Consider the following 26,042-nt stretch of genomic DNA (forward strand, 5'->3'; position numbering starts at 1 on the left):
CGGTGCTTGTCAATTACGAACAGTTTATATTGATTACTGCTTGGATCTTTTGTTTTACTCGGCTGCCAAAGTCGAGTAATGAGGGTTGTAAGTTGTCTACGCTTCAGCTTAAGTCGTGTAATGATGTTGAACGAAATCTAAAGGTAGCTAAAGTGAAACCTTACAATTTCAAACCCATAAACCAAAGTCACTCCTAAATTTCTCAAAGTTCTCCGAACATTTTAGAGAAACTTTAAAAGAGAACTGTCCTAGCTAAAGACACAAGACGGGGTTGGGCGAATGCCTACCTTCATATAATCTTTTCCACGATTCTGAAATTTCATTCTTAAAAGGTTCTTTTTCTACTCTTGGAATAAAATTGCCAAAATTCTCTTCGTATGCTTTAAAGTTACCACAGTATCTGCAAAATTCTTCTAATTGCTGTTCTAATCTCTCATTGGTTATTTCAGTCAATTTGGTGATAGCCATATTTTTATTGCAAATTCGATCTATTCCACCTGCAACTGCACAGGCATAATAGCCATTTTTATTTAAGCCAATACCGCAGTAACTGGTTACCCAACAACCTTTTTTAAAATCTGCGTCTTTAAAATTATCATCATCAACGGGTGCATCATTAAATGGTGAAAAATATTCTACCACTCTATCTGTTTTGTATGAACCATAATCAATGTGTACATTCCGGTACTTTGCTCTCATATCATCACATAGAATTCGTGATTTTTCATCATATCCGTTAGAGACAATTTGCAATATAGTTTTAGGAGATTGCTTTAGGATATATTCGTTATGTATATATTTTATAATCTTTTCAAATTCTGTATGTAAGGTCGGTTCACCACCTAGAATATTTATAAGTTCCCATTTTTTATTAGAAAGTACAGACTCTTCTACAAACTGCTTTATATCTGAAAATGTAACACAATCTGTTGTTGGTGCTTGCGTACATGAGCGATTACACCCTAAACACTTTAGATTACACTCATAAGTAATGTCTATTTCAACTTTATTAGTATTGGGAAGAAAGGTTTTCCTTTTTTTGAATACATCCTTTTTTGATAGGGGTGGTTTTGTTAGAATTTCCGCAATACAATGTTCTTTTATGTCCCTACTATCATCTCTTTTTTGATAATCACGCTCGTAATAATAGTTAATGTCATCTAAATAAATTGGTTGTTGGGACATTTCTACAATAGGAACCATTAAAGCAAAGTCATCGCATGACTGAAGCCATTTGTTATTATAAAGTTTTACAGATTCTTCTTTGTATTTGAAATAATGAAGTGGTATTGCATCAAAAAGATATTTCTTGAAACTTTTTAAATGTTGCCAAACATTGCCTCCTGTTTTTCTTGGATTTGCAAAATCAACTGGATAGCGATAGTGTGGCTGTATTCTATAAGTTTGATGAAAGCGACCTACTGCAACATCAGCATTGTAAGCGTCATATTTCTCAACAATTGTAGTTAATACGTTTTTTCCTATCAAAGCATCGTCACCGTCTAACATCACAATTATTGAGTCCGGATTCGATACATAATAATGAATTGCAGTATACACATTCTCCAAGCGTGTAGACCTGTTTCTTTTTTTGATGATAGTAACCTTATTCAAATGAGGTTTAATTAGGGTATCAATAAAATAAGGGAGTCCGTTATCAGAATTGTCATCTAAGAGAATAATTCCGAAATCAGCTGTGCTTTGAGCCATTAAAGAACACCACATTCTCAGGAAACGGTCAATACTAACATTTCTAAAACACGAAACCACTACAATTTTTTCATTCCTTTTGGGAATTGACCAATCATACAACGAACCTTCTACATCAAACTTTCCAAATTGAAAATCAGGCAATATATTTTGTTCTACTTTATCTAAAATAGTTAGCCAGGCATACGGTTCTTTTTTTCGGTAATTCTGCGGATGGATGTAAAAACTTCGATGGTCACCACCACGAATAGAAACTTTATTGCGCTCTTTTTGCATCTTTAGCAAAGACCTCTGCCAAGTTAGTTCAGGTTTCCCATTTGCGCTGACCGAATTAGGCAATGGAAACAAATTATGAATACGTTCTTTATGCAATAACCCCATCCGAACCTCTGGAACAAATCCGCCATCTTTAAATCCCCAATAGTCGTTAGTTTCTTTTTGTGGGATATTAAAACCGACTGAAACAACATCTTTGTTTTTATCAAACTCTGACAACATATCGGTAAGAAATGAATGGCTGTAGTCTTTTCGGCCAATCAAGACATCGCTATCCATTTGCAGAATATAATCCCCTTTACACTGTTCAAAGGCATATAACTGAGGAGCTAAAGGGGCTTTACTAATTGTATGCGAAGCTTCTGAATCTATGTCAAACCACCGTTTATTTAGTTCCTTGGTTTTGGATTGGTCGAAAATAATATATCGGTCAATTATCCTATTTTCTTTTAGGTTTTCAACCTTTTCTAGTAGCTCTTTTAAAGTTCCACTGCCGTTAAATTCTCGCAGAAAATCTTCCTCTTTCGTATCAATGGAAATCAATACTTCATAAAATGAATTTGGAGAAGACAATTGCTTTATAATATGTTTTACATTTTCATCAATGGTCGCTGTGTCTTGTGGGCAGGTTTTTATAAGCAATGTAACCTTTTTATCAATAGGCGTTATTGGTTTAAAACCTACTCGCAGATTTATAGGCTCAAAATAATTATCACTATTCAGCTTATATCCATCAAGATAGATTCCTGTTAAAAATTTATGGTCTTTGATTTTGGAAAATAATACATTTTCCAAATTGTCATTAATATTGATTTGCTCCTGAATTTCATCTTCTACAGGATCCTCAAAATGGTTAAAGTGCTTTGATTCTTCAAAAATGATATTGGAATACACTCGATTAACAAAAACACGCAACCCGTTTAGCTCTGGAAGTTCAAAATTATTGATGGCACTTCGTTTTACTTTATGAAATTCTGCGTACTCATATTTACTGTAATAGTTAGCATACAAATACATTCTTGCACACATGTTTAAAAACAAATTATCATTGTACTCTTTACCATCTAAGTCAATGATTTTCACAGCGTCTCCAATTCGAATACAATTCTCTGGTTTACAATCTAAAATGATGATTTTTTGTTGCCAAAGCTCGGTTAGGATACTAATAGCTTCGTTTTCTGTGTAAGAACTGCATTTCGCCCCTTCTTCAAAAGGATATTTTACAATAATGGATTCTTGTGTTTTTATTAGTTCAATGCAATACAAGTGCTTTAAATCCATAGGTAGATTTAAAAAGAAAGAATTTCTTCTGTTGGCTATTTCAAAATTAAACGTTTCGTTGTTTATTGGTAGTAAAACCTTATATACACTTTTTGTATCTTTAAAAACTACTCCTTCATGTCCTTCACCTAAATATTCAATCGACTGAATACCTCTTGTTAATAGGATATTTTCTGCTCTTTTTATTCTACTCTGATATTTAAAAAACTCATAAAGCTCCTTTCTGCTTTCTTTATAGACATCTGCTTTTTTGTTGTTATTAGTGGTATTTCCACCCAAGGAATAAACAGAATAAATCAAATTTTCGTCAATTTGAATATTTAGCTTTTCTTTTTGAAGCAGAAGCAATACTGTAAACCAGTGGTCTTCTGCACTTAGTTTATCAGGATATTCAGTCTTTATGAATGGCTTTATGAATGTATTACAAGAAGGTAGTTCTGCTTTGGGATTTCTTTTTGTCATTTCAAATAGCTGACTTAAAAGATATTCCTCTTGTAATAGTTTTTTACTTGGCTTATTCTCCCACTCTAGAATTTCTCCGTTTTTAACTTGCTTATTACCACACATAAAAACATCAAAATTTGTTTCATCATACAATTTTTCAATCTGACTAATTGTTTTTTCATTGTATATCACATCATCTGCATCAAGTCTGCCAATAAGTACACAATTGGGATAGTTTTTTCGGGCATATTTGTTCAAATAATTTCTGATTAAATATGCTTTACCAAACCTCACATTAAGCAAAACAATACTAGGATTTTGCGAAACAATTTCTTTTAGTATTGTTTCTGAGTTGTCAGTTGAGTTATCGTTACCGATTAATAAAACAATTTCACGTTTTGTATTGGTTTGTTTTAAAACAGAAAGAACAGCTTTTTCCACAGTCTTTTCTGCATTTTTTAATGCCATACAAATTACAATCTGTTCCGAAGGAGTATAATTGAAATATTTCTTTGCTCTAATTAATGATTTTTGATAATCTTTTTCTGAAAAATGAGTTTTGAATTTTTTGTAAAACAAATCCAATCCTTCTTGTTTTTTTAGAATATCGTTGTTCACTTTTTGCCTTTTATGATTATAATGCCAAACTCCAACTTGTTCTATTACCTCTATATTGTTCAAATTATTTTTCCATAGGAAACGAATCATTAAATCTCTGTCAGTTGTATTGGGTAGTGTTTCGTCAAAACAATCTATTTCGATAAGGCTTTGTGTTTTAAAAAACATATTACTCCCCTGAACACCTGGGTTTCCAATAAAGAAATTTTCTGGAGTTAAACTTCTTTTTGTCAAATCTACATCCGTAGTTGATTTATCCTCATTATACCATATTAAACGCTGAAATACCGCGACAGAGTCGGTCTTCACTACTGAAACACATTCTGATAAATGATTTGGCAAATACTCGTCATCATCGTCTAGAATGCTTACAAAACCATCAGGAGAGTTAACATGGGATTCATATATTCCTGTATTCCATGCGCCTGTACCAGACATAAACTGAGTTCGTTTATTCCTAATAATAGTTGTAGAAAATTCAGTAGGACTAAGGTTCAATTTGGTTCTTAGAAGTTTTACTTGTTTTTGAATTTCAATAAACTCAGACGTGCCTCTATTATCATCGACTACGATTACACTCCATTCCGATTTTTTAATTCCAACTTGGCTGTAAACAGAAAGCAAACTTCGATTAATCAACCAGTATGTTCTTTTTTGTGAGGTCGCTATGATAACACAGAATTTCATCTCTAGATACGGCTATTGTTTCGGGAACTATTGCACTCCTTTGCAAATTTTGGTTTGTGTGTCAGCCTGTGCGATTTGCTAATGTGTGCAATGTGCGTGGGCTGTTTATTTATCATTGTTTTTTGGATTCACTAAATTACTGATTTACGTAATTTATTTTACAAAAATATTCAGCTAGTTTTCAACAATTGTTAAATTACGATCAACCACCGTTTAAGGTGAACTGTACGCTTCACAGGCCATGGTTATTCCCTGCCTATTCGCAAAGCACCCGCAAATACGAACGGTGGCTTGTCAATTACGAACGGTTTATATTGATTACTGCTTGGATCATTTGATTTACTCGGCTGCTTAAGTCGTGTAATGAAGGTTGTATGTAGTCTACGCCTCTGCTTAAGTTGAATAATGATATCCGAAAGCGGTTTACGCTTCTGCTAAAGTCGAATAATGTAATCAGAATGTAGTTTACGCTACTGCTAAAGTCGTATAATGATCGTCGAAATTGGTTTACGCTTCTGCTTATGTCATTTAATAACGGTTGAAAGCGATTTACAGTTCTGCGAATGTGGTTTAATGAGGGTTGCAAACGGTTTACATGTCTGCTGATGTTGTTTGATGCTTGTTGTAACTGGTTTACGCAGCGTACGAGTTGGTTTACTGTTGGTTGGTTTCGGGTTTCGGTTGGTTCAATCTTCCTTACTTGGTTGCGTAAATGGCCGAATGCTGTTGGCGTGGTGTTTGGCGGACTGCTTGTTCGTTTCGGAAGCAGGTAGCGAAATGGGGCGGATAAACTTGCCGGAACGCATCGATAGTCGTAAGCAGGATCCGGCTTGCCGCAACTGAAAAGCTGGATACCATCTGGCGATTGGGCTCCGGCGAGCCGCGGCCTGAGCGTGCCGAAATCATAAATCAATACTGAACTTGGTGAAAAAGCCCTGCTCCGGGCCCGGCAGAGCTTCGCAAAAAAAGGGCAACTGATCGAAAATCAGCTTTCCGAACACAAGACAGGACTCGAAACCTTCCGTTCAAACAATAAAAACAGGAGCTGACAGCCGCTTAAAAATAAAAAGCCCGACCATGGCGGTCGGGCAAAATATCTTAACTCAGATCGGATCGTAATCAAAGATTTGAAAACAAGTAAAACATCAAGAAGATGCCACCGATTATGATTATGAGCGTTACTAATAGTGACAACATGGAGGAGGAAACAAAGTGATTATTGTCCAGCTGTTTCTCATTTCTTTTGTATTGTAAAAAAGCCAGGATTGTAATTACGACACCTATAGCGACCATGACTACGCCAACCATTGAGGAATACCCTTTTGATAGAAAATCCTCTGTTTCAAAAAATAATGAGAGTTGTTTTAAAAACAAAGAAAACTTCACAATGACAAAGCCGAGTCCCATTAAAGCAATACATGTTCGTATCCAGGCAAGAAAGGTTCTCTCGTTAGCCAGATGTTCTCTTGATCTTTCAATGGAGTTTTTTTCTTCTAAGTTTTCCATAGCGTTTTTGAATCTGTTTTCTCGATGTATGTACTGTCTGCATGAACGACAAAAGACATTCTGGTATTCTCTCGCAGCGACCGGCTACGATGTTAAATGTATGAATTATAATTCATATGGTTAATCGATCGTAAAATCAGGATTCCGATCATAGATAAAATCTGGTAGGCTATCGCCTGAGTCAACAAACGTTTGCCGTTTAAAGGCTTAAGCAGTGTTGTTAATCGGAAAAGCGCTGATCAGTCCAACGAAACAAACCTTGCAGCGCCAAGGATCAATGTTGGAGATGATTCGGAACGCTTCAGCGGAATTCAATCCTTCACCCGGGGAGAGGTAAAGGTCTTTACCGACTACCTCAACACCCGGTTCAGCCGCTGTGCCTCGCGCGGAACGGGCGCTTAATGATCAGCACAAGCGCTTCGTTTTTAATCAATTATAAAATCTGCTCCAAATGAAACAATATGTGCTTTCAGTCCGGTTGTTCGTTCATAATAATTATAGTCGAGTGTCAAACTTTTTAAGCCGAATTTCCAGACATGAGATTTTGTAAAAATATCCGTGTATTTCGCGCCCAGGCCTAGTTGTTTCGTGTCATATTTCGACAAATCAAAATCGGACGTGTAATATTCATCCGTTGAGAGATGTGTTTCGTAAGGAGCAAAATAATCTGCTTCGGTTTGCGTATAAAAACGATAATTTGGATAAATGGTAAATTTTCGCCCAATTTTTATCGCTAATTCCGCGTCAATGGTATGCGATTGTATGCCCCAATCGTCGAAATAATAACGGTAATAAGTACGTAAAACAACTTTTTCTGTCACGTATTGATTTAACCTTATGCCTATTGGGATTTTCAGTCGGCTATTGGGAAGTCGTTCAATGTCATCGGCTAATTGAAAAACATCGCGATTCCGTTCGTCGGTATAAACTGGAATACTAGATGCGTTACCAATATAAAAATTGTCGATATCAGCAAAATAAACCCGTTGCATCGGGTTTGCCAACCACCCCGTTTGATACACGATATCAGAAAAAAGAGATAGCTGAGTTGTTTTACCGAGTATTTGGGAAAGACTAATTGTTGCGGAATAAGTATTTCGTTTTTTGTCATCAATTAATTTATCCTGCGAAGGTCTCCAGGCATTTTGCGAAAACTTATCAATAATGTCTCCGTTTTGATTCAATATATCGGTGTCTTGAAAAAAATCTGAATTAAGATTTCCATTATTTTCAATATAGGTTTTTATTTCTGTCGGGTAAACTGGTCTCCAGTTATCGAGATAGACATTCGACTTTATTCCTAATTCTGTATTTTTTCTGTTAAAAAGCTTTACTAAACCAAGTCCTCCTCCCAGCGAAAAGTAATCATATTCATTCGAGACACTCAAATTTCCACTGTAAATGGAATTTCTGTCTTTGGAGTAATGACTGTATGATGCAGCTAAATTTGCCCAAACATCTTGGCGCGAGGCTCCTGAAGATGCTGCCCATGGTGTGCCTGTATTCACACCTGCCTCATTATCATGGTCGTCATCATCATCATGGTCTTCATGGTCATCATCGTCATCATCATCACCTCCGTTTGATGCCCCCGACCAAGGGTTTAAATTACTGGACGATGCTGATGTGTATGCGGATACAGTTCCATCGATCGTTAAAACACCATTTTGTTTCACGGGTATGGAAACGTGAATGTTAGTCGCATAGTCATTGAGTTGTTCAGAGCCGATTCCTCCCGTTACAGCGGCATTTTTACCATCCTGAGTATAGAAACTAGTTAATATACTCAATTCGGTATTTTCCAATGCTCTTTTATGAAAAGCTGTACTATCTGTGTCCTGTTGAGCAAATAGGCAAAAAGGCAAGAGGACAATAAAACTTATTAGAATGATTTTCATACGATTGACGCTTTTAATTACAACCACAGCCACCTCCTGATTTTCCGCCATTTCCTCCCGATGCCCCTTCACGATAAACTTGAAAGGCGGTATGAAATTTTTTCGCGTTTCGATCTGTCAACGTCATATCGGGATCGTTAATAGATACCATTTCGTAGGGTTTCACGGCTACGCAAGAACTTAAACTTACGAGTATTAAGAAGATTAATACAATAAAACTAATTCGCTTATTCATACGATTAAAATTGAATGTTTTGAATGGCATAATATGGAACCCGCAGGTATCTTAATTCGACTCCCGGCTCAATTATTCTACCTGCCCGTTTCATTGATCTTTATATTTTGAGATTGAAAAATAGTGCCCTCCGTGTCAATAATAATACATTCCACCTTGGGTAATTGATTTACGCGGTCTAAGCCAACTTCTACACCCATTACAAAAATAGAGGTAGCTAAGGCATCGGCAAGTTCAGCACTTGGCGCAAATACAGTTACGCTAATAATGCCTTGAGAAGGATAGCCCGTTTTGGGATTGATGATATGGGCATACCGAATGCCATCAAACTCAACATATTTCTCGTAATCACCACTTGTAACTACGGCTCCTTGTTTCAAGGGAAGTAGAGCAAAGGCTTTGTTTTTATTCATCGGGTTAGTAATCGCAACGGTCCATTCGGTACCATCGGGTTTCGTTCCCCAGGTATTCATATCGCCGGAAGCATTAATGATTCCGGCAGTAACACCCATTTCCATCAATAATTTTTTGGTTTTATCTGCTGCATATCCTTTCCCAACAGCTCCAAAGCCAATTTTCATACCCACTTGAGGTAAGAATACGGTTTGATTTTCAGGATTTAAACTAATTTTTTGGCACCCCACTTTCTCTACCGATTTTTGAATTTCTTGTTTCGTTGGCATTAGTGTCATAGTTCCGTCAAACTTCCAAATCTTATCCATTGACGCGTAACTAATATCAAAAGCCCCGTCGGTAACTGACGAAATAGCGATCGAACGAGAAATTAAATCAAACAGCTCTTGATCTACTTTTACAGGCTGAATGCCTGCATTTTGATTAATTTTTGACGTTTGTGAATTATTGTCCCAGGAAGAAATCAATTTCTCAATTCTTGAAATTTCGGCTATCGCAGTTTCAATATATTTGTCTCCTTCGGTAGCGTTCATTGCAACAACTGTAATGTCGAACCTGCTTCCCATTAAAAGAACAGTTTTATTGAACGCTTCTTGAGCCTGACAAGTTATTACCTGAAAAAGGATTAAAAAGAAAAAGGTCTGCTTCATGTTTTTATTTAGCCAGGTTATTTATATGCTCGATATACTCTTCGGGCGACAGCTTTTTATACCCCGTATTGCCTAATACCTTTTCATTTTGATCGATAATTACGACGGATGGGAAATAGCCATTTTGATTGTATTTTTCAGCAAGTTTCGCGTTCTTTTCCTCTTGTTCTTTCGGCAATTTATTCGCTTTTCCCCTCGGAAAGTCGGCTCGCACCATTACAAAATGGTCTTCAGCATAGTTTTTAAATGTCTCACTCTCCCAAATCTCTTTTTCCAACTTCATACAGGGGGCACACCAATCTGAACCAGAGAACACTAAAACAATAATTTTATTCGAATCCTGAGCTGTTTTCAGTGCGTTGTCAAAGTCTAATTCCCAATTCTGAGAATAGACTAGCGATAATTGTCCTGCAAAGAACAGAAGTGTTAAAATCAATTTCATTTTTTTCATTGTCGTGCATTTTTCATTAAACGACATTTTTGTCTTATTAGTATTTGCGCTGACAATTACAGATCTGAAATCGTTGGGGATCGCGGGCAACTTCCCTGTCCAAATTACAATCAACCACCGTAAAATGACAATTGTACGCTTCACAAGCCATGGCTATCCCCTATTCAATAGCAATGCGCCCGCATAAACGAACGGTGGCTTGTCGATTACAAACTTTTTAAATTGATTCCTGCTTGGATCATGTGGTTTACGCTTCTGCCAATGTCGTGTAAGAACGGCCGGTGGCCTGGCTGTTCGTTTCGGAAGCAGGTAGCGAAATCCAGAATTCACTTCCTTTACCTTCGGTGCTATTCACCCAAATTTTACCGTTGTTTTTGCTTACAAATTCGTTACACAGAAGCAGACCAAGACCGGTGCCTTTCTCGCTGCATGTACCCAAACGCCTGACGTCTTTTTCAATCTCGAATAGGCCGCTTCTAATTTCGTCTGTCATTCCAATCCCGTTGTCCTGAATACAAAGCTGAACCTCGCCTGCCGTAGCGACACTATGGAGGTGAATTGATCCGCCACATTGGGTAAATTTTATGGCATTGTTGAACAGGTTCGAGATCACAATTTCAATGGTCTCATTATCGACCCACACAGTCGGGTTATCGTGTATTGATAGTGTCACCTTAAGTTTCTTTAAAGCGGCAGCACTTTTGTAAGCCGAAATCCCGGTTTCAACCAACCGGGTCAGCGAATGTCGCTTTTTAAATAGAGGCCTTCGCTCTTGTTGCGATAAAGCCCAGTTTAGAAGGTTGTCTAACAGTTTTTGAGTCGATTTTGATGAATCGCTGATGATGGCAATCATGTCTTTTCGTTGCTGGTCATTGTACGAGTCATACGACTGGGTTAGTTCGTCGCTAAATCCGATGATCGCATTGAACGGACTTCTTAAATCGTGCCCTATAATGGAGAAAAATTTGTCTTTGGTGACATTCAACTGCTTGAGGTTTTCCTCACTAATTTCCAACTCCTTCAGACTGTTTTCCAGTTGTAATTTTTGGCTGTTTATAATCGAGTTTTGACTTTCAAGAACCTGCTTATTTTTCCTTATTCGCAGAAACAGATACCCGACAACGACAATAATGCACAACAGCAATAAGATAATGCCAATGGCATACTTAAGCCGATACCTCATGCGAATGGATCTATTTTCGGCGACTTGTTCTTTTAGCTTATGTTCTAAGATCTGACGTTCTGACTCGACCTTTATTTTTTGCTCTTTTTCGAATTCACCAATTAAAACGGCAACTTCCTTATTCTTTGTTGAATCTATCGCGCTATTTCGTTCCAACAATAGCTCATAGGCCTTATTGTGCATACCCAAATTTGCATAGGCAATGGCCTGCGATTCATATATTTTAGGCAAATCATCTCGAATTCCAATCGAATCGGATAGCGCTAAGCTTTTCTCAAAATATCGAATACACTTCTTGTACCGCTTTTGCTTTAACAACAATTCGCCTTTCCGGGAATAAGCGGTTGCTAAATATTGAGGCAATTTACCACGCTTGCTTTTTCGAATTGACTGCTCGATAAAATAGGAAGCCGAATCGAAGCGGTTAATTGTCGTATAATACCTCGATAGTGACAAATCTAAATTCACCGTTATGTAGTTTCCATCTACTTGCGGAAGGAGTTCCAACACTTTTTTGAAGTCCTGCGCCGCTTCTGCATATTGGTTATTTTCAACCCTTACTGTTCCAACATTTGCGAACCCAATTGCCATTTCGTAGAAGTTTTGCCACTGGACTTCCATATCCAACGATTTTTGGAAATAGAACAAAGCGGATTCATGGTTGTCGAGAAACCGGTAGATTGCTCCTATGTTATTGTAGATAACTGAAAGGCTGGCAGAATCGTTCAGCTGTTCGGCAAGATGGAGTGCTTTGAGGTTATATTCCAGACTTTTTAATTTATTGGAGCCATACGAGTAGATAAAACCCAACCCCCGGTAGCAACTTAGAACATTCGACGAATCGTTTTCGGAAACAAAAAGGGGAATGGCAGAATTGAAATTTGTGATCGCATTTTTCAATTCTCCCTTTTGAATCATGCCTCGGGCAATGTAGGAATGTGCCGTTGCCTGCCCGCTTGTAAATCCAACTTCTTCAGCTAAAAACAACGCTTTATGACTGTAAAAAAGCGAACTGTCGGTGTTAAAACCCCCAAATAAATAGGCAATCTGATTGTAATTATCGACTTGCTGATTTTTATTTAACTCAACTCGATTTCGCTTTTTCAGGGAATCAATTTGAAGTTCCTCTTGCGCGTAACTATTTAACGTGCACAAGAATATAAAAACAACGAAATAAAACATCATGTGTTTTGAAAGCACTTTACTCATTCCACTTGTGTAAAGCCTGTAAATGTAGAAAAAAAAATCCTCGAATGGTATGATCACATAGTGGGTTTGATTTTGCTAAAAACCGAAGTTTGTTGCTATTTGTGAAATTTGGGGTTTCATCGAAGTCAGACGCTTTCCCGACCGGCAGGTGTACCGGGAGCCAAAATGAAAAGCAAAACAGCAGATTGGGTGACACGAACTTGAGTAGCGCCAACAGGTGCGACTCAAGTTCGGTTAATGCCGGCGAGAAATCTGCCTAAAAGAAAAAATTGGTGGTGTTGCTCTATTTCGTAAAGCGATCGTCCGAACGCTGGTTGTGAGCCATGAGCTCATCTTTTTCGTCCAGCCACCCGGAAACGGCATCGGGACGATTATCGGTTTGGCGGAAAAACGGCTTGATATCCAGCAGAGGTGTTCCATCAAGCATATCGGCTCCTTCAAAATAAACCCGATTTCCTTCTACCTTGATCAGCTTCACCGTTGACAGCCCGATCGCATTGGGGCGCTTGGGCGAACGGGTGGCGAAAATACCATGCTCCCGGTTGTCCATAAACGGTTTCACCATTAGCTCACAACCTTTCACCTCGTGCAAATAATAAATCAGTGTGAGGTGCGAAAAACCATCCAGATCAGTCAGTCCTTCCTGTAAATCGGGCGTCAATTCAATCATGCCTTCAACTCCTTTAGCGCCAACAGGCTGAATGGGCATGTTTACCAAGTCGGCATGTGGCGTACGGATAAGGCCAATGGGCTGAAAGCTGATCGATGGGAAATTAGTCGCACTCATGCTAGTTCGTTTTTAATTGGGCTTACTTTTCCAGATCGAATACATAGCGCACATTGGGGTATTCCCGCTCCAGTTCTTTTTTGACGAAATGCTCGATATCCTTCAGCTGAGCTAAAAATTCGGTCGTTGTTTTTCCTCCGAATCGGGTAATATTCAGAATAAACCTGAAATTCAGATTTTTATGATTCTGAACATTGTTCAGCGTATCGAAAATCACCCGTTGAATATCGTACAACAAGCGAGTCTCGTCCATATTGCCGATAAAGAATACGATGCTTTTACTGCCTTCAATTTGTTCTTCCGTTTCCATGGCATTTGCCGAACTTTCCTCGAAGTCCGGAGCACTATGTTTCAGGAAAATATTGTCTTCCAGGTTGCTGTACTGCAGACGCCCTATTTTGTTCAAGCTCTGTTCATCAATCGGCTGATAGTACACCATCCCCTTTTCCAATCCGGTATGATAGCCCTTGTACAACCAGTAAGTCAGCGTTTTCTCTTTCACCTTGGTAGCCGCTAAATCAGTCATTACAAATGACGTGGCGTTCGGATACACAGCTAAGGTTTTTTGAACAAATTCATTGGTGAATTCGGCCATTACCTGTTCGGCAATCAAATGGCTGCCCGAAAAAAGGAACATACTATTCCGATGCGCGAGTACACTCGTTTCTTTCTGAGTTTGCAGGTGATTCACCTTCCGAATCAGTTGTTTCAATTCAAGGGCCGACTTTAAGTAATCCATTTTTTGTTGAACTTTGGCACGAAAATATTCAATAAAGCCCGTTCGTACCCTATTTTTAATTGAATGTGACAAAATGAAGCCCATGTTTTAACGTTATATTAATCGCAACCACAAATATGACCCCACATGCTAAGGAACAAACAGACTGAACATTTACCGATTTACAGAAAAGGAAATGAGATTTACGAGGTAGTTTCCAAAATTGCCGACTTAATTCCGGATGATCATGAAAAACTTCAGTTTGTTAAAACCGAAATTTTAACCGATTCGCTGATCCTGATGGTGAAAGTTGCCGGAGCTGAAGCGTCTTCGTTGTACGATATCAAAATGGAATGCGCCACCATAATCCGGAAAGCCGCGCACAACCTAATAATACATTACCACAGCCTTGAGATGTTCGGTTTTGAAGAAATTGAATACTATACAATCGTGCGTGATCTGCTCGAAGAATACCGCTTGCTTTTTATTGATTGGGTTGCTTCGTTCGATATCACCAATTACACCATCGACCGTTGGGGTTTGTTCAATCCCCCCGGGGTTGGTCCATTCGATCACGATCCGGACGATGATATTCCCTTCAATCCCGACGATTTCTACTTTGAGGATTAAAAAAAAAGCCCCCCGCAATGCGAAGGACCAATCAAATCAATCTATTTCAATCTAATTTCTAAAACGCCTACCGGTTGTGGAGGCAAGGCAATTGTTGTCTCGGCCTGCCCTTGCGCCACCTTCTGGAAATACAGATCCAGTTTATTCTGCCGGCGTAATATTTCAGTATCGTAAGAGGGCTCCCAGCGATCAACCGGATAGGGACTGATGATTTGCGAAGTCCACTCCGGATTATCGCTTAACACCGATGTTGAAAGGACAACATTGTTCCCCTCCTCTTCATCGCGATAGATTAGCACCAATTGCTGCGCATCGCCAACCTTTAGAATCATCAGTTGCGGGCGGCTAACCGGGATACTTCGGGAGCCAACACCCCCCAACTCGAAATCAAGCTCGCGGTTGGTTGCAACCGATGATTTCCACACGCCTTCCTGCCGGTAAATAATATGAAACTGGGTACAAATGTCGCCCTGTGCCTTATAATATGTGGCAATAAAAGGATTACCGGCAGCATCAGTTGTCATCGATGTTTGGTTGATCAGGTTACTGCCTTGCGGAATTACTTTCACAACTTCGGCAGTTGTTGCATTAATCGGCAGTTGGTATTGTTCGCCGGTCGATTTATACCAGCTGCGACCGCCATCTTTAGAGCAAGCGTATGACATGTCGTGATTGGAATGAACATCAGGCGTTTCGCGCCAAACCCACGAAACATGAATGGTTCCGGCAGGATCGACATACATTTGCCAATAAGCATTGCGCTGTCCTTCGCCATCAATTAAACTGGTCTGCAAACGCGACCAGCTTTTGTCCTTCAGGTCATATCGATTCAGTACCAAATTACCATTTCCGGAACCGCCATCGCGATAGGCGAACAACAGTCCACCATCGGCCATGGCATAAAACTCGGGGTAAGAAACCACCGTTTCATTTTCACCGGTCATCGAAATCATCTCTCCCAGTTCAAGTCCTTCGGGTTCCAGGCTGCGACAATAGTGCAGTTGGTTATTATGGTGATCCCAACTAAGATGCAAATAACCATCACCATCCACCATCAGACTGATGACATTGTGCGCATCACGAACATTGCCGGAATATTGCGTTTGGTGAAGCTCCCAATAATCGGAGCCATGCTTTCGACGCGCCAACACCACATGAGCAGCGCTGTCGTAATAGGCTACAAACTGAAAGTTGGCCGATGATACGACGGAGTTTTTACGAAAAATGGTTGCGTTCACGCTGTTTTCGGACCAAGCCAGACCGATTGGTTTCAGTGTGGCCGAAAATTCCGTTGCCGGATTCGTTTCTATTGGAGATGAACAGGACATCAGCCCCCAAAAAACCAATACAGCAAAAAAATACAATTTGAATTTCATGGTTTTATATTAACAAAGTGGTGCTGTCCCAAAAGTCATAAATTCTCTGCATTGTCACCCTGAATTTATTTCAGCATCTGACGATCAGTATGTTGAGATCCCGAACCCCCGTCTGCCGCCGGGCAGGGAGTTCGGGATAACCTGAGCCTGAACTTTTGGGACATCCCCTTTTTTTTAGTTGTTCTATTTTGTTGGTTTCAATATAAAACTATAAGAATAGGCTTTTTCTTCCAACCGATATTGTTTGTGTGTCCAGGCTCCCCAGCTGTCATCTCCGCCAACACCGCACTGTTCCAGGTCGATGTGCAGGAAAACATCAAAACGCGAATGAACATCGGCTGCATTTTGCTGTTTTTTAGTCAATCCCGGATCCAGATCAGCCGATTCGAAATGAAGGGCACTGCCGCTTAACGGTTGTAAACCTTCAACTTTCAAACCAGTACCCGCTTCATTGGTAAGGCTCATCCACCGAACATCGGTTTTATAACCATTCTCCTGAGGACGAATATAGGGCACGTACTGATCGGCGACCTCACTTGAGTAAACTCCAAGGAAAGCAGCAGAACTGCGGTCGTTATAGTTCTCCCAGGGCCCACGGCCGTAGTAGCTAAACTGATCGTAATCGCCCGTCAAACGAACCACCATACCAAAGCGTGGCATATCGGGCAAATTGTCGACGCCGGCTTTGTAATCCACATCAACTTTCACGCTACCGTCTCCATTCATGGCATAAACCAGTGTATAGCTTGAATGTATATCCTTCAGCAACAATTCGCTGGTCACAACAACCGTATTTGCTGTTTCTTCCACCGTAATGCGTTTCAACTCACGATTTAAGCCGGCTGCCCGGTAAACATTACACCGAACAGGCATTCCGTTACCAAAATCGTTGTCGGTCGGTGCACGCCAGAAGTCGGGAGTCAACTCTGAGCTAATCAGCAATTGACCATCAGCAACCATCCGCCCGAGCAAACCGGAACGTTTGCTGACGATCACCTGAACACCATTGGCTTCCAGTGTAATCTGACGATCATGTTCTTTCACGGTCGGTTTAGCGGTTGAAGCTTTGGGAGCTACAAAGTAATTGTTGTTTTCAAAAGCGATTTCATCGCGTGCAACTTCGTGACCAGCAGGAACAAGGTTTTTGGCGTCCCTGGTATAGGCATAAACGTTCAGGGTGTATTCAACACCGGGTTCAGTTTTCACTTCAGGCAAACCGATTTTCACGTTTTGAGTTTCGCCGGGTTTGGCAGAACTTGTGAATTCACCGGCTGCTGCTTGTTCGCCATTTTTCAGTAAAATCCATTTAAAGTTGAATTCACTTAAATTGATGAATGAATATTCGTTGTAAACGGCCAGTTCACCTTTTAACAAGTTGACAGCGCTGACATGAATGCTCTGATACTGGTGTTTCACTTCCATCAATCCCGGATGTGGCGTGCGATCAGGAAAGACGACTCCATTCATACAGAAGTTTTCGTCGTGCGTGTATTTGTAACCGCCAATATCGCCACCATAAGCCCAGAAGTTGAGGCCTAATGAGTTTGTTGCTTCCAGGCCCTGGTCAACCCAGTCCCAAATGAAGCCCCCCTGCATGTGTGCACTGGAGCGGATCAGATCCCAATATTCTTTAAAATTACCGTTACTGTTGCCCATCGCGTGCGAATATTCGCACATGATAAACGGACGTCCCGGGTTTTCCCTTTCAGCATACTCGTGCATATTTTTCATGCGTGGGTACATCGGGCAAACGACATCGGTATTTTCATTTTCTCCGGCTTGCTCAAACTGAACCAAACGGGTATTGTCCCGCTCCTTAATCCACTTATAAGCATCGTGAAAAACAGGGCCGTTTCCACACTCATTTCCCAAACTCCAAAGAATAACGGAAGCATGGTTTTTATCGCGCTCCACCAAACGATGAATACGATCCATGTGAGCAGCATGCCACTCGGGTAAATAAGCCGGGTGCTTCGATTTGTCGAACCATCCTTGCAACTCCGCTCCCATGGCATGCGTTTCAATGTTCGCTTCGTCAACCAGGTACAAACCATACTGATCGCAAAGAGAGATCCAAAGCGAACTGTGCGGATAATGAGAAGTACGAACTGCATTGACATTGTGCGCTTTCATCACTTCAATATCTTTCAGCATAGTTGCTTTATCCACATAATGACCGGTAGTTTGATTGTGCTCGTGCAGGTTCACCCCTTTCACCAAAACGGCTTTCCCATTTACCAGCAGTTGACTATTCTTCAGCTCAACGGTGCGGAAACCAATTTGCTGAGAAGTCGCTTCAAGTAAGTTTCCGTTGGCATCATATAACGCAAGGAGCAATTGGTATAGGTTTGGTGTTTCTGCGCTCCACGGGTTCACGCCCTTTACCGTTGTGGCAGCTGAAACAGTTGCCAAAGCATTCGCCCCGGCTTTCCAGCTTTTCTTAGTGTTATAAATCTGCTTGCCGGAAGCATCGAGAATTTGAACCTGCAATGAACCGGAAGCTGCCTTGGCACTGTAGTTTTTCACGTCCAATTCTACTGAGAACGTTCCGTTTTTATAGGCTTTATCCAAACCAGCTTTGGCAAAGAAATCGTCAATACGAACCTGATCGGTGCTGGTTAGATAAACATCGCGGTCGATACCCGAAAGGCGCCAGAAATCCTGGTCTTCCAGATACGAGCCATCGCTCCAACGGTAAACTTCAACCGCCAAATTATTGGTCCCCTTGCGGACGTAGTCGGTAATATCGAACTCCACCGGGCTTTTGGTTACCTGGCTGTAGCCTACTTTTTCACCATTCACCCAAACATACATGGCCGAAGTACCAGCCTCGAAGTGCAGAACCACCCGACGACCATCCCAATTGGCCGGTAAATCGAAGCTGCGTTTGTACGAACCCACGGGGTTGTGTTTGTGATCAATGAAGGGTGGGTTTTTCGGAAAAGGATAAGTGATGTTGGTATAGATCGGCGTTCCATATCCTTTCAGTTCCCAGTTCGAAGGGACCTCAATATGATTCCAGCCACTTACATCGTAACTTTCTTTGTAAAAATCGACCGGTCGCTGTTCGGGTGCATACACCCAGTTGAACTTCCAGCTTCCATTCAAATTCAAAACGAAAGCCGATTCGAATTTGTCGTTTTTTAAAGCCGAAGCTTCATCAGCGAAAGGAATAAAATGCGCCCGTGGAGCTTCTTTATTAATTCCAAAAACAGCCGGTTTTTCCCAGTCGTTCGTCGACTGTGCCTTTGTGGTAATTGAGAATAAAATTAAAAGGAAATAAATTAAATTTTTCTTCATGGTTTTCTATATCGTTTGATTGTTTCACTATTGCTTTTCTTCTTCCTGAAGTAGTTTCTTCATGCGCATCAAAGCTTCCACGTAATAGTAATCGGCATAAGTTAACGGCACGTCAACCTCTGTTCCGTTAGGCATGTGCCCAACACTGTGTTTGAGTATGAAGTTCGCGTTTGCACCCAATTCGGCCCGGTAAGCCGGAGAACTTAAGCTTCTCAACTGAGTCTCGGCGACAATCAGGTAATCTTGCGATTTTTCAGCTGGAACATAACCGCTCAGTTCAATTAAAGCAGAACAAATCAATGCTCCGGCTGAAGCATCACGCTTCGCGTTTGGGACATCCGGGGCATTAAAATCCCAGTATGGAATTTTGTCTTCCGGCAAATTCGGATGATTCAAAATGAAGTCGGCAATACCTTCGGCTTGTTCCAGGTAAACTTTGTTGCCGGTTTCGCGGTACATCATGGTATAACCATACAAGCCCCAGCCCTGACCACGTGCCCAGGCGGAATCGTCGGAATAACCCTGAGCGGTATTTTTCTTTTCAACCTGACCGGTAATTGTGTCATAGGAAATAACATGGTAGCTGCTGAAATCATCCCGGAAATGATTCTTCAGTGTTGTGTTCGCATGGCTTTCAGCAACATGACTGTAAACGGTATCGCTGAAGGCTTTGGATGCCCATTCCAGCATCTCCAGGTTCATCATATTGTCGATAATTACCGGGTACTGCCACTTGGCGCTCCATGGAGCATAATCCCACGAGCGAATGCAGCCAATGGTTGGGTTGAAACGGGTAATCAGTGAGTTTGAGGCAGTATGAATCACCTCGCTGTAAGCTGTATCTCCGGTTAGACGATAGGCATTACCGAAGCTGCAAAAAATCATAAAACCAACATCGTGGTTGTCGGTGGTGTACTTCTGATCCTCAACGCGCAAGGTATAGTTGATCGCCCAATCTTTCAGGCTATCTGTAGGATTGCTTTCGTACAAATACCAAAGTACCCCGGGAAAGAATCCGCTCACCCACCAGGCTGAACCGCATGTTTCCAATTGTCCTTCAGCGTTGATGGTTTTGGGTAGACGGTCGGGTTGGTCTTTCAACGATTCAGCCATTAAAAGGCTTTGTTGCGTCGCAAATTCCAACGATTCGTTAATCACTTGCGCCAACGGCTTCTCTTTATTCTCCGGTGTTGTGCAGCTGAAAAAAACAGCGAGCAGCAACAAAAAGGAACTAATTTGTTTATGCATGATTTGGGTTTATTTATATAAATGCTCTTTTTAAATATCATCAATTACCTGACAACTGATTAATTTCAGCCTGATTTAACGTTCGGTTATACACTTTACAGGTTTTGATTTTAGTGGCAAATTCGCCGACTTGAAACTGCGTAAATTTAAATCCGTTCATTCCCACTACCTGATCAACAAGGCCATTCAGGTAGCTCTTCAACTCGTAATCCGAATATACAAGCGTTAACCGGACAGAGGTATATTTTACAGGATCGCACCAAGCGCCGTCTGTTGATCGGGGCGCCTCTTTCCAACCATCGGAATTTCCCAAAATGTTCGTGCTGTTAGATGTGCTTTCTTCGCAACGAATAGATGGTTTCATGCTTTCGCCGTTTACCGCATATTCGAAATTATTCGCGCTAAGCAATGTTCCGCTATAAGCCGAAGTATCGAGTTCCAATTCCAGAAAAATTGAATACTCATCCGACTCCGGCATCTGAAATGTTCTGTTTCCTGTTTCTTTCGCGGAATAAGACGCATCGGATACCAAGCCCGAAGTTAGGTCAACGGCTTCCCCTTTCAGGTTGTAATCGGCATAAACTGACGTGCAATATCCCTGCGGACGTTCTTTGCTGACAATCCAATCGTGATAATCTCCATACATCCAGGTCAACTTCAGGGGAGAATCGTTTCGGTTGGGAATGATAAAAGGACGGACATTGTTCAACTTCGAATCTTTCGTTAGTGAGTCTGTTTGACTGACTTCACCTTGCTCATTGATGGTATATTTTACAAGCTCGTAAACTTCTCCGTATTTCCCCGAAACCGGTACAGAGCAGTAGATTTCATTGGGATTTTGATCGTCAATCGCCATTCCGCCACTGTAGCATTTCTCAATGTCGGGCGACTGATGAAAATGGCCGCCGGCATTTGTCAAAAACGTCTTTTGCCATTCGGTACCTGTCCAACGTGCATAATAGTAATCGTGCGAACTTTTGTCCTCGTTGATGCGCACCATGGCGATAACCGGATTTTCATCCTTACCCAGAGTAACCTGCCATAACCAATCGCGCAGCTGTGTATCATCAACAACAGCATTGGTATATTCATCTTCGTAATCCTGTGTTGCTGCTACATGGTGTAATTCATCGCCTATTTTCGAAATCACGCGGCCTGTGACATCTTTTAACTCCATCGAGTTAATGTCGATTGAATTGAAGTAGATATAATTGGGCATCGTAGGATCCGGGTGGCCGGTTGTATAGGCCATATAAATTTTATCCTTTCCGTTGCTGGCATATTTGGCATAGGGCCGTGATGCCGTGGATTGCACGATTTGATTTGGGCCCCAAACCATTTCAACCGCCCCTTCGTCATCGGGCAACGACAGTTTAGCGATTGTCGGGTGCCAGCTTATTCCCCGCCAGCACAAGTAAAAATGATCGGGATCGTCGGACAAAATAAAAGGAGAAGGGTAAGTTGTATTCCGATCGGTTGGGATTGTAAACTCCGGGCCGAGGTCTGTAATATCGCCGGGCTTCCCGGAAATGCGGTAATAAAAGCACGGTTCATCGGTGTGTCGTGAATAAAATACCATGACCCGCTCATCGGGAAGAACCAGGAAGGTCGGATTATTGTGATCATCCGGCTGAAACCAGGATCTGATCAAAACCTCTTGCGTTTTTCCCGTCAGAAAATCATGCTGGCTAGCTTTAATATTTCCATGAATATCGATGTAGCCAATGAACGTTTTATTGATTGTTCCGGCTTCATTCTCATAATGAATCGCCCGGGGATCGGCAAACCAGCACCAGGCGCCTTCGCGGGCTACTTCGTAGCGATCGGTCTTTTTAGTTGCAACCTGTTCTTTTGCTCCCGAACAACTTGTCAGGCTGACGATAGCAATCAACAAGCATAAAACAGTTTGCTTTACACGCTTAGCTTGGCCATTCCCGAAATTTGTAAATGGAAGCCTCATTTTTGTATCAATTTCTAAAGTAGATAAAGCTCCCGTCTCAAAAACGGAAATTTTTTTGCGCAAAAACCGACAATCCTGCATGGAATATAGCTCTTTTTATTTTGGGTTAGAATTTTAGCCGATACCCTTTCTCCTATTGATCCAGGTAACAATAACCGGAGTGCTAATTAAAGCATGTTTAATTAATGACGAATAAAGCTCCTTTAACCCTCAACTCAAAAACAAATTTTACTCAATTAATTTTAGTTTGGACTTTTGGATCATCAAGTATATTCCGGTAAATAGGAAGAGAGCTTAAAAAAATAATTTCCCCCTGCCAATACACCCGTGTTCAAAAAAACATGGTGCAAACGGAAGTTCCGGGTAAAATCGACTTCAATAGTAATATAATCGTAAGCTTTTTCGTGAGGACGGCAAAGAGATCAAAACCGGATGACGTATCTTAAAGTCTTTGAAAAAGATTCGGAACATTTGTAAAACACTAAAATCGAGAGATATCGACGCAAAAACGAATAGTAAGGGCTAACATTTTTGTATAAATTCGTAAGAAAGGAAAACCGACTGCTCCCACATCTGGCAAAAGCTGGTTGTGCAAAATTAACGACATCCGATGAATGTGAATGCTTCATGCAAGGCTGTCAACTATAAAATTCAACATATGGCACAATTCAATTTAAAGATTAATGGAAAAGAATACCAGGTTGATGTTGATCCTTCAACCCCGATGCTCTGGGTACTCCGGGATCATCTCAATCTGGTTGGAACCAAGTTTGGATGCGGAATGGCTCAATGCGGAGCCTGTACCATTCTCATGAACGGTTTCGCTGTGCGTTCGTGTATCACTTTTGTCGATTCAGTTGGGGATCAGGAAATCACAACGATCGAAGGACTTTCTGAAAACGGCGATCACCCGCTGCAAAAGGCGTGGATAGAACATGATGTTCCGCAATGTGGTTATTGCCAGTCGGGGCAAATCATGAACGCTGCCGGCTTGTTGTTGAGTAATCCACATCCCAGCGACGCGGAAATTGAAGCCGCCATGAATGGCAATATTTGCCGTTGTGGCACCTACACCCGGATTAAGGCAGCAATTAAAACTGCGGCCAATTCTTAACGGACTTTCCATTTCGGTCCAATTGTAAATCATCTTTTCTACAGATGAATCACTAATTTAAACCCAAGTGACATGACAATTATAAAAACGAAATTGAATCGGCGTTCTTTCCTAAAAAGTTCTGTTTTAGCCGGTGGAGGCATGCTGATTGGATTTAACTGGCTGGCTGCTTCGTGCGCCGCCGATGCTCCCAAAGGCCTGACGATCCCTGATGAATGGTTCGAAATTAACGGCTATTTAAAGATCGGTGAAAACGGCGTGGTCACGATCATGTCGCCCAATCCCGAAATTGGTCAGAATGTGAAAACTTCCATGCCCATGATTGTAGCCGAAGAACTGGATGTTGACTGGAAAAATGTGATCGTAGAGCAGGCACCGCTTAACACCGACATTTTTAACCGGCAATTGGCCGGAGGAAGTGACTCGATAAAACAGAGCTGGAACGCGCTCAGACTGGCAGGCGCTTCGGCATGTAAAATGCTGAAAGAAGCTGCAGCCCAAAAATGGAATGTGCCGGTTGATGAAATCACCAGCGAATTAGGTGTGTTGTATCATAAAAACAGCGGGAAAAAGGTGAGCTATGGCGAAGTCGCCTCATCTGCAGCCCAACTGCCCGTTCCGGAAGAAGTAGAGTTGAAGGATTTAAAAGATTTTAAAATTATCAGGACATCCAAAAAGAATGTCGACGGATATAAAATCGTGACCGGTCAACCGTTATTTGGTCTCGATTACAAAAAAGAAGGCATGCTGATTGCTATGCTGGAACATCCAACTGCTTTCGGAATGAAACTGAAATCGTTCGACGCAACGGAAGCGAAAGCCATGCCGGGGATTTTAGATGTTTTTCAAATTAAAACCTATAACGACGACTATAAGCAACAATGGTGCGACACGGCTTCGTTCACCGATCTGGTGGCTATTGTCGGTCGCTCAACCTGGGAAGTAATGAATGCCAAGCTGATGTTAACAGTCGAATGGGAACCTTTTTCGGACTATGAGATGGCTGTTGCAGGCTGGGGAGGCGATCAAACAGTTGTTGTACCCTCTGGTCTCGAAAGTTCAGACGGCCACAATGCGAAAATGGCGGCAGCTGCGACAAAGCCAGGTCGGAAAGAGCGAAGGGATGGCAAGCCGGAAGAAGCATTTAAAAATGCGGCTAAAGTAATTGAACGAACTTACACAGCACCGTTTCTGGCCCACAGCCCGATGGAGCCAATGAATTTCGTTGCCGACGTAACAACGGACAATGCCGTATTAATTGGTCCGATCCAGTCACCTGAGTATATGGAAAAAACCTTGTCGGCCCGATTGGGTTTGCCTCTGGAAAAAATTGACATCCAAATGACCCGGATGGGTGGTGGATTCGGCCGGCGTTTGTACGGACACTTTATGGTTGAAGCGGCTTTGATTTCGCAAAAGATGAATGCACCGGTGAAACTGATCTACTCCCGCGAAGATGAAATGACCTTTGGTATTTATCGTCCGGCGTACCATGCGCTTTACCGTGCAGCACTCGATGTCGATAATAATCTCATTGGCTTTCATGTCCGGATGGGCGGTATTCCCGAAAATGCCTTACATGCAAACCGGTTTCCCGCCGGCGCTGTAGATAATTACCTGGCCGATAGCTGGGCCATTGAATCCAACATCAGTGTTGGAGCAATGCGGGCACCGGGCTCCAATTTCAATGCTGTTGCGGAGCAATCATTTCTGGATGAAGTAGCTGAAGCGGCAGGTAAAGACCCGATTCAGTTTCGTCTCGATCTGCTGAAACGGGCTCAGGATAATCCGGTTGGCGAGAAAAATGACTACGATGCAGCCCGCTATGCCGGAGTGCTTGAACTGGTTCGCGAAAAATCGGGCTGGGGAACAGATTCTGCCGCAAAAAAACGTGGGGTCTCCGCTTATTTCTGCCATAGTTCGTATGTGGCCAATGTATTGGACATTGAGTTTGACAATGGCGAACCCATTATTCAGACGGTTTACGCTGCCATTGATTGCGGCATTGTAGTCAATAAGGATGCTGCTGTTAATATGACAGAAGGAGGCATCGTGGACGGAATCGGGCAGGCCATGTACGGTCAACTCACATTTTCTGATGGGCAACCGGATCAAAATAACTTCGATAGCTACCGGCTTATCCGTCATGCTGAAGCTCCAAAATCGATCGAAGTCCATTTTGTGGAAAATGAGATCCATCCGACAGGTCTCGGCGAACCGCCCTACCCTCCTGTAATGGCTGCACTGGCAAATGCTTTGTACAAAGCAACCGGCACACGATACTATCATCAGCCATTCATTAAAAACCAATTTGATTGAACACAACGGGTAAGCTTTTTCAGTAACA

The 26,042-nt window shown here is 41.5% G+C and carries 16 protein-coding genes; 3 read left to right on the plus strand and 13 right to left on the minus strand.

Features of this window, described 5'->3' with window-relative positions; translation table 11 throughout:
- Window positions 1-252 precede the first annotated feature (252 nt).
- From ABZD21_RS11730 to ABZD21_RS11770, 9 genes are all read right to left on the minus strand, one after another.
- Window positions 253-5,016 (minus strand): glycosyltransferase, encoded by a 4,764-nt coding sequence (locus tag ABZD21_RS11730; protein WP_372775188.1) that lies wholly within the window; start codon window positions 5,014-5,016, stop codon window positions 253-255.
- A gap of 1,119 nt (window positions 5,017-6,135) precedes the next feature.
- Window positions 6,136-6,522 (minus strand): YidH family protein, encoded by a 387-nt coding sequence (locus ABZD21_RS11735; protein ID WP_372775189.1) that lies wholly within the window; start codon window positions 6,520-6,522, stop codon window positions 6,136-6,138.
- 425 nt (window positions 6,523-6,947) lie between these two features.
- A complete protein-coding gene (locus ABZD21_RS11740) occupies window positions 6,948-8,420 on the minus strand; it encodes a DUF3570 domain-containing protein (RefSeq protein WP_372775190.1) in 1,473 nt (490 codons plus the stop codon).
- A 13-nt stretch (window positions 8,421-8,433) separates the two neighbouring features.
- Entirely contained in the window at window positions 8,434-8,655 is a 222-nt protein-coding gene (locus ABZD21_RS11745; RefSeq protein ID WP_372775191.1) for a DUF4266 domain-containing protein, read from the minus strand.
- A 77-nt stretch (window positions 8,656-8,732) separates the two neighbouring features.
- Window positions 8,733-9,719, minus strand: coding sequence for an FAD:protein FMN transferase (locus ABZD21_RS11750; protein WP_372775192.1), 987 nt, complete (start codon window positions 9,717-9,719; stop codon window positions 8,733-8,735).
- Window positions 9,720-9,723: 4 nt separating this feature from the next.
- The gene (locus tag ABZD21_RS11755; RefSeq protein ID WP_372775193.1) at window positions 9,724-10,170 is read right to left on the minus strand and encodes a thioredoxin family protein; all 447 of its coding nucleotides are present in this window, start codon (window positions 10,168-10,170) and stop codon (window positions 9,724-9,726) included.
- A gap of 247 nt (window positions 10,171-10,417) precedes the next feature.
- Window positions 10,418-12,562 (minus strand): ATP-binding protein, encoded by a 2,145-nt coding sequence (locus tag ABZD21_RS11760; RefSeq protein WP_372775194.1) that lies wholly within the window; start codon window positions 12,560-12,562, stop codon window positions 10,418-10,420.
- A 283-nt stretch (window positions 12,563-12,845) separates the two neighbouring features.
- Window positions 12,846-13,349: a tRNA (N6-threonylcarbamoyladenosine(37)-N6)-methyltransferase TrmO gene (gene tsaA / locus ABZD21_RS11765; RefSeq protein WP_372775195.1), complete on the minus strand. Its 504-nt coding sequence runs from the start codon at window positions 13,347-13,349 to the stop codon at window positions 12,846-12,848.
- A 22-nt stretch (window positions 13,350-13,371) separates the two neighbouring features.
- Complete coding sequence (locus tag ABZD21_RS11770) at window positions 13,372-14,088, minus strand: hypothetical protein (protein WP_372775196.1); 717 nt, start codon at window positions 14,086-14,088, stop codon at window positions 13,372-13,374.
- Between the two features lie 126 nt (window positions 14,089-14,214).
- Between ABZD21_RS11770 and ABZD21_RS11775 the strand changes: the two genes are divergently transcribed.
- On the plus strand, window positions 14,215-14,697 hold the full coding sequence (locus tag ABZD21_RS11775; RefSeq protein ID WP_372775197.1) for a hypothetical protein: 483 nt from the start codon (window positions 14,215-14,217) through the stop codon (window positions 14,695-14,697).
- A 41-nt stretch (window positions 14,698-14,738) separates the two neighbouring features.
- Here ABZD21_RS11775 and ABZD21_RS11780 read toward each other — a convergent pair whose 3' ends face one another.
- The 4 genes from ABZD21_RS11780 to ABZD21_RS11795 form a co-directional block, all read right to left on the minus strand.
- Complete coding sequence (locus tag ABZD21_RS11780; RefSeq protein ID WP_372775199.1) at window positions 14,739-16,073, minus strand: BNR repeat-containing protein; 1,335 nt, start codon at window positions 16,071-16,073, stop codon at window positions 14,739-14,741.
- Between the two features lie 183 nt (window positions 16,074-16,256).
- The gene (locus ABZD21_RS11785) at window positions 16,257-19,373 is read right to left on the minus strand and encodes a glycoside hydrolase family 2 TIM barrel-domain containing protein (RefSeq protein ID WP_372775200.1); all 3,117 of its coding nucleotides are present in this window, start codon (window positions 19,371-19,373) and stop codon (window positions 16,257-16,259) included.
- A gap of 27 nt (window positions 19,374-19,400) precedes the next feature.
- Window positions 19,401-20,621 carry a glucuronyl hydrolase gene (locus ABZD21_RS11790; protein ID WP_372775201.1) on the minus strand — a complete coding sequence of 407 codons (1,221 nt, stop codon included), beginning with the start codon at window positions 20,619-20,621 and terminating at the stop codon, window positions 19,401-19,403.
- Window positions 20,622-20,661: 40 nt separating this feature from the next.
- Window positions 20,662-22,581: a BNR repeat-containing protein gene (locus tag ABZD21_RS11795; protein ID WP_372775202.1), complete on the minus strand. Its 1,920-nt coding sequence runs from the start codon at window positions 22,579-22,581 to the stop codon at window positions 20,662-20,664.
- Window positions 22,582-23,239: 658 nt separating this feature from the next.
- On the opposite strand from ABZD21_RS11795, the gene ABZD21_RS11800 reads away from it, so the two are divergent.
- Both ABZD21_RS11800 and ABZD21_RS11805 read left to right on the plus strand, forming a co-directional pair.
- A complete protein-coding gene (locus ABZD21_RS11800; RefSeq protein ID WP_372775203.1) occupies window positions 23,240-23,695 on the plus strand; it encodes a (2Fe-2S)-binding protein in 456 nt (151 codons plus the stop codon).
- Window positions 23,696-23,767: 72 nt separating this feature from the next.
- Window positions 23,768-26,014 (plus strand): molybdopterin cofactor-binding domain-containing protein, encoded by a 2,247-nt coding sequence (locus ABZD21_RS11805; protein ID WP_372775205.1) that lies wholly within the window; start codon window positions 23,768-23,770, stop codon window positions 26,012-26,014.
- Window positions 26,015-26,042 lie beyond the last annotated feature (28 nt).

Origin of the sequence: Mangrovibacterium sp. (genome assembly GCF_041596335.1) — a bacterium.
GTDB lineage: Bacteria > Bacteroidota > Bacteroidia > Bacteroidales > Prolixibacteraceae > Mangrovibacterium.

Coding starts and splice junctions, on each gene's coding strand:
- ABZD21_RS11795 (WP_372775202.1), bottom strand. CDS start 22,581: ATGAGGCTTCCATTTACAAATTTCGGGAATGGCCAAGCTAAGCGTGTA.
- ABZD21_RS11740 (WP_372775190.1), bottom strand. CDS start 8,420: ATGAAAATCATTCTAATAAGTTTTATTGTCCTCTTGCCTTTTTGCCTA.
- ABZD21_RS11745 (WP_372775191.1), bottom strand. CDS start 8,655: ATGAATAAGCGAATTAGTTTTATTGTATTAATCTTCTTAATACTCGTA.
- ABZD21_RS11775 (WP_372775197.1), top strand. CDS start 14,215: ATGCTAAGGAACAAACAGACTGAACATTTACCGATTTACAGAAAAGGA.
- ABZD21_RS11760 (WP_372775194.1), bottom strand. CDS start 12,562: ATGAGTAAAGTGCTTTCAAAACACATGATGTTTTATTTCGTTGTTTTT.
- ABZD21_RS11785 (WP_372775200.1), bottom strand. CDS start 19,373: ATGAAGAAAAATTTAATTTATTTCCTTTTAATTTTATTCTCAATTACC.
- ABZD21_RS11790 (WP_372775201.1), bottom strand. CDS start 20,621: ATGCATAAACAAATTAGTTCCTTTTTGTTGCTGCTCGCTGTTTTTTTC.
- ABZD21_RS11800 (WP_372775203.1), top strand. CDS start 23,240: ATGGCACAATTCAATTTAAAGATTAATGGAAAAGAATACCAGGTTGAT.
- ABZD21_RS11770 (WP_372775196.1), bottom strand. CDS start 14,088: ATGGATTACTTAAAGTCGGCCCTTGAATTGAAACAACTGATTCGGAAG.
- ABZD21_RS11780 (WP_372775199.1), bottom strand. CDS start 16,073: ATGAAATTCAAATTGTATTTTTTTGCTGTATTGGTTTTTTGGGGGCTG.
- ABZD21_RS11750 (WP_372775192.1), bottom strand. CDS start 9,719: ATGAAGCAGACCTTTTTCTTTTTAATCCTTTTTCAGGTAATAACTTGT.
- ABZD21_RS11735 (WP_372775189.1), bottom strand. CDS start 6,522: ATGGAAAACTTAGAAGAAAAAAACTCCATTGAAAGATCAAGAGAACAT.
- ABZD21_RS11755 (WP_372775193.1), bottom strand. CDS start 10,170: ATGAAAAAAATGAAATTGATTTTAACACTTCTGTTCTTTGCAGGACAA.
- tsaA (WP_372775195.1), bottom strand. CDS start 13,349: ATGAGTGCGACTAATTTCCCATCGATCAGCTTTCAGCCCATTGGCCTT.
- ABZD21_RS11805 (WP_372775205.1), top strand. CDS start 23,768: ATGACAATTATAAAAACGAAATTGAATCGGCGTTCTTTCCTAAAAAGT.
- ABZD21_RS11730 (WP_372775188.1), bottom strand. CDS start 5,016: ATGAAATTCTGTGTTATCATAGCGACCTCACAAAAAAGAACATACTGG.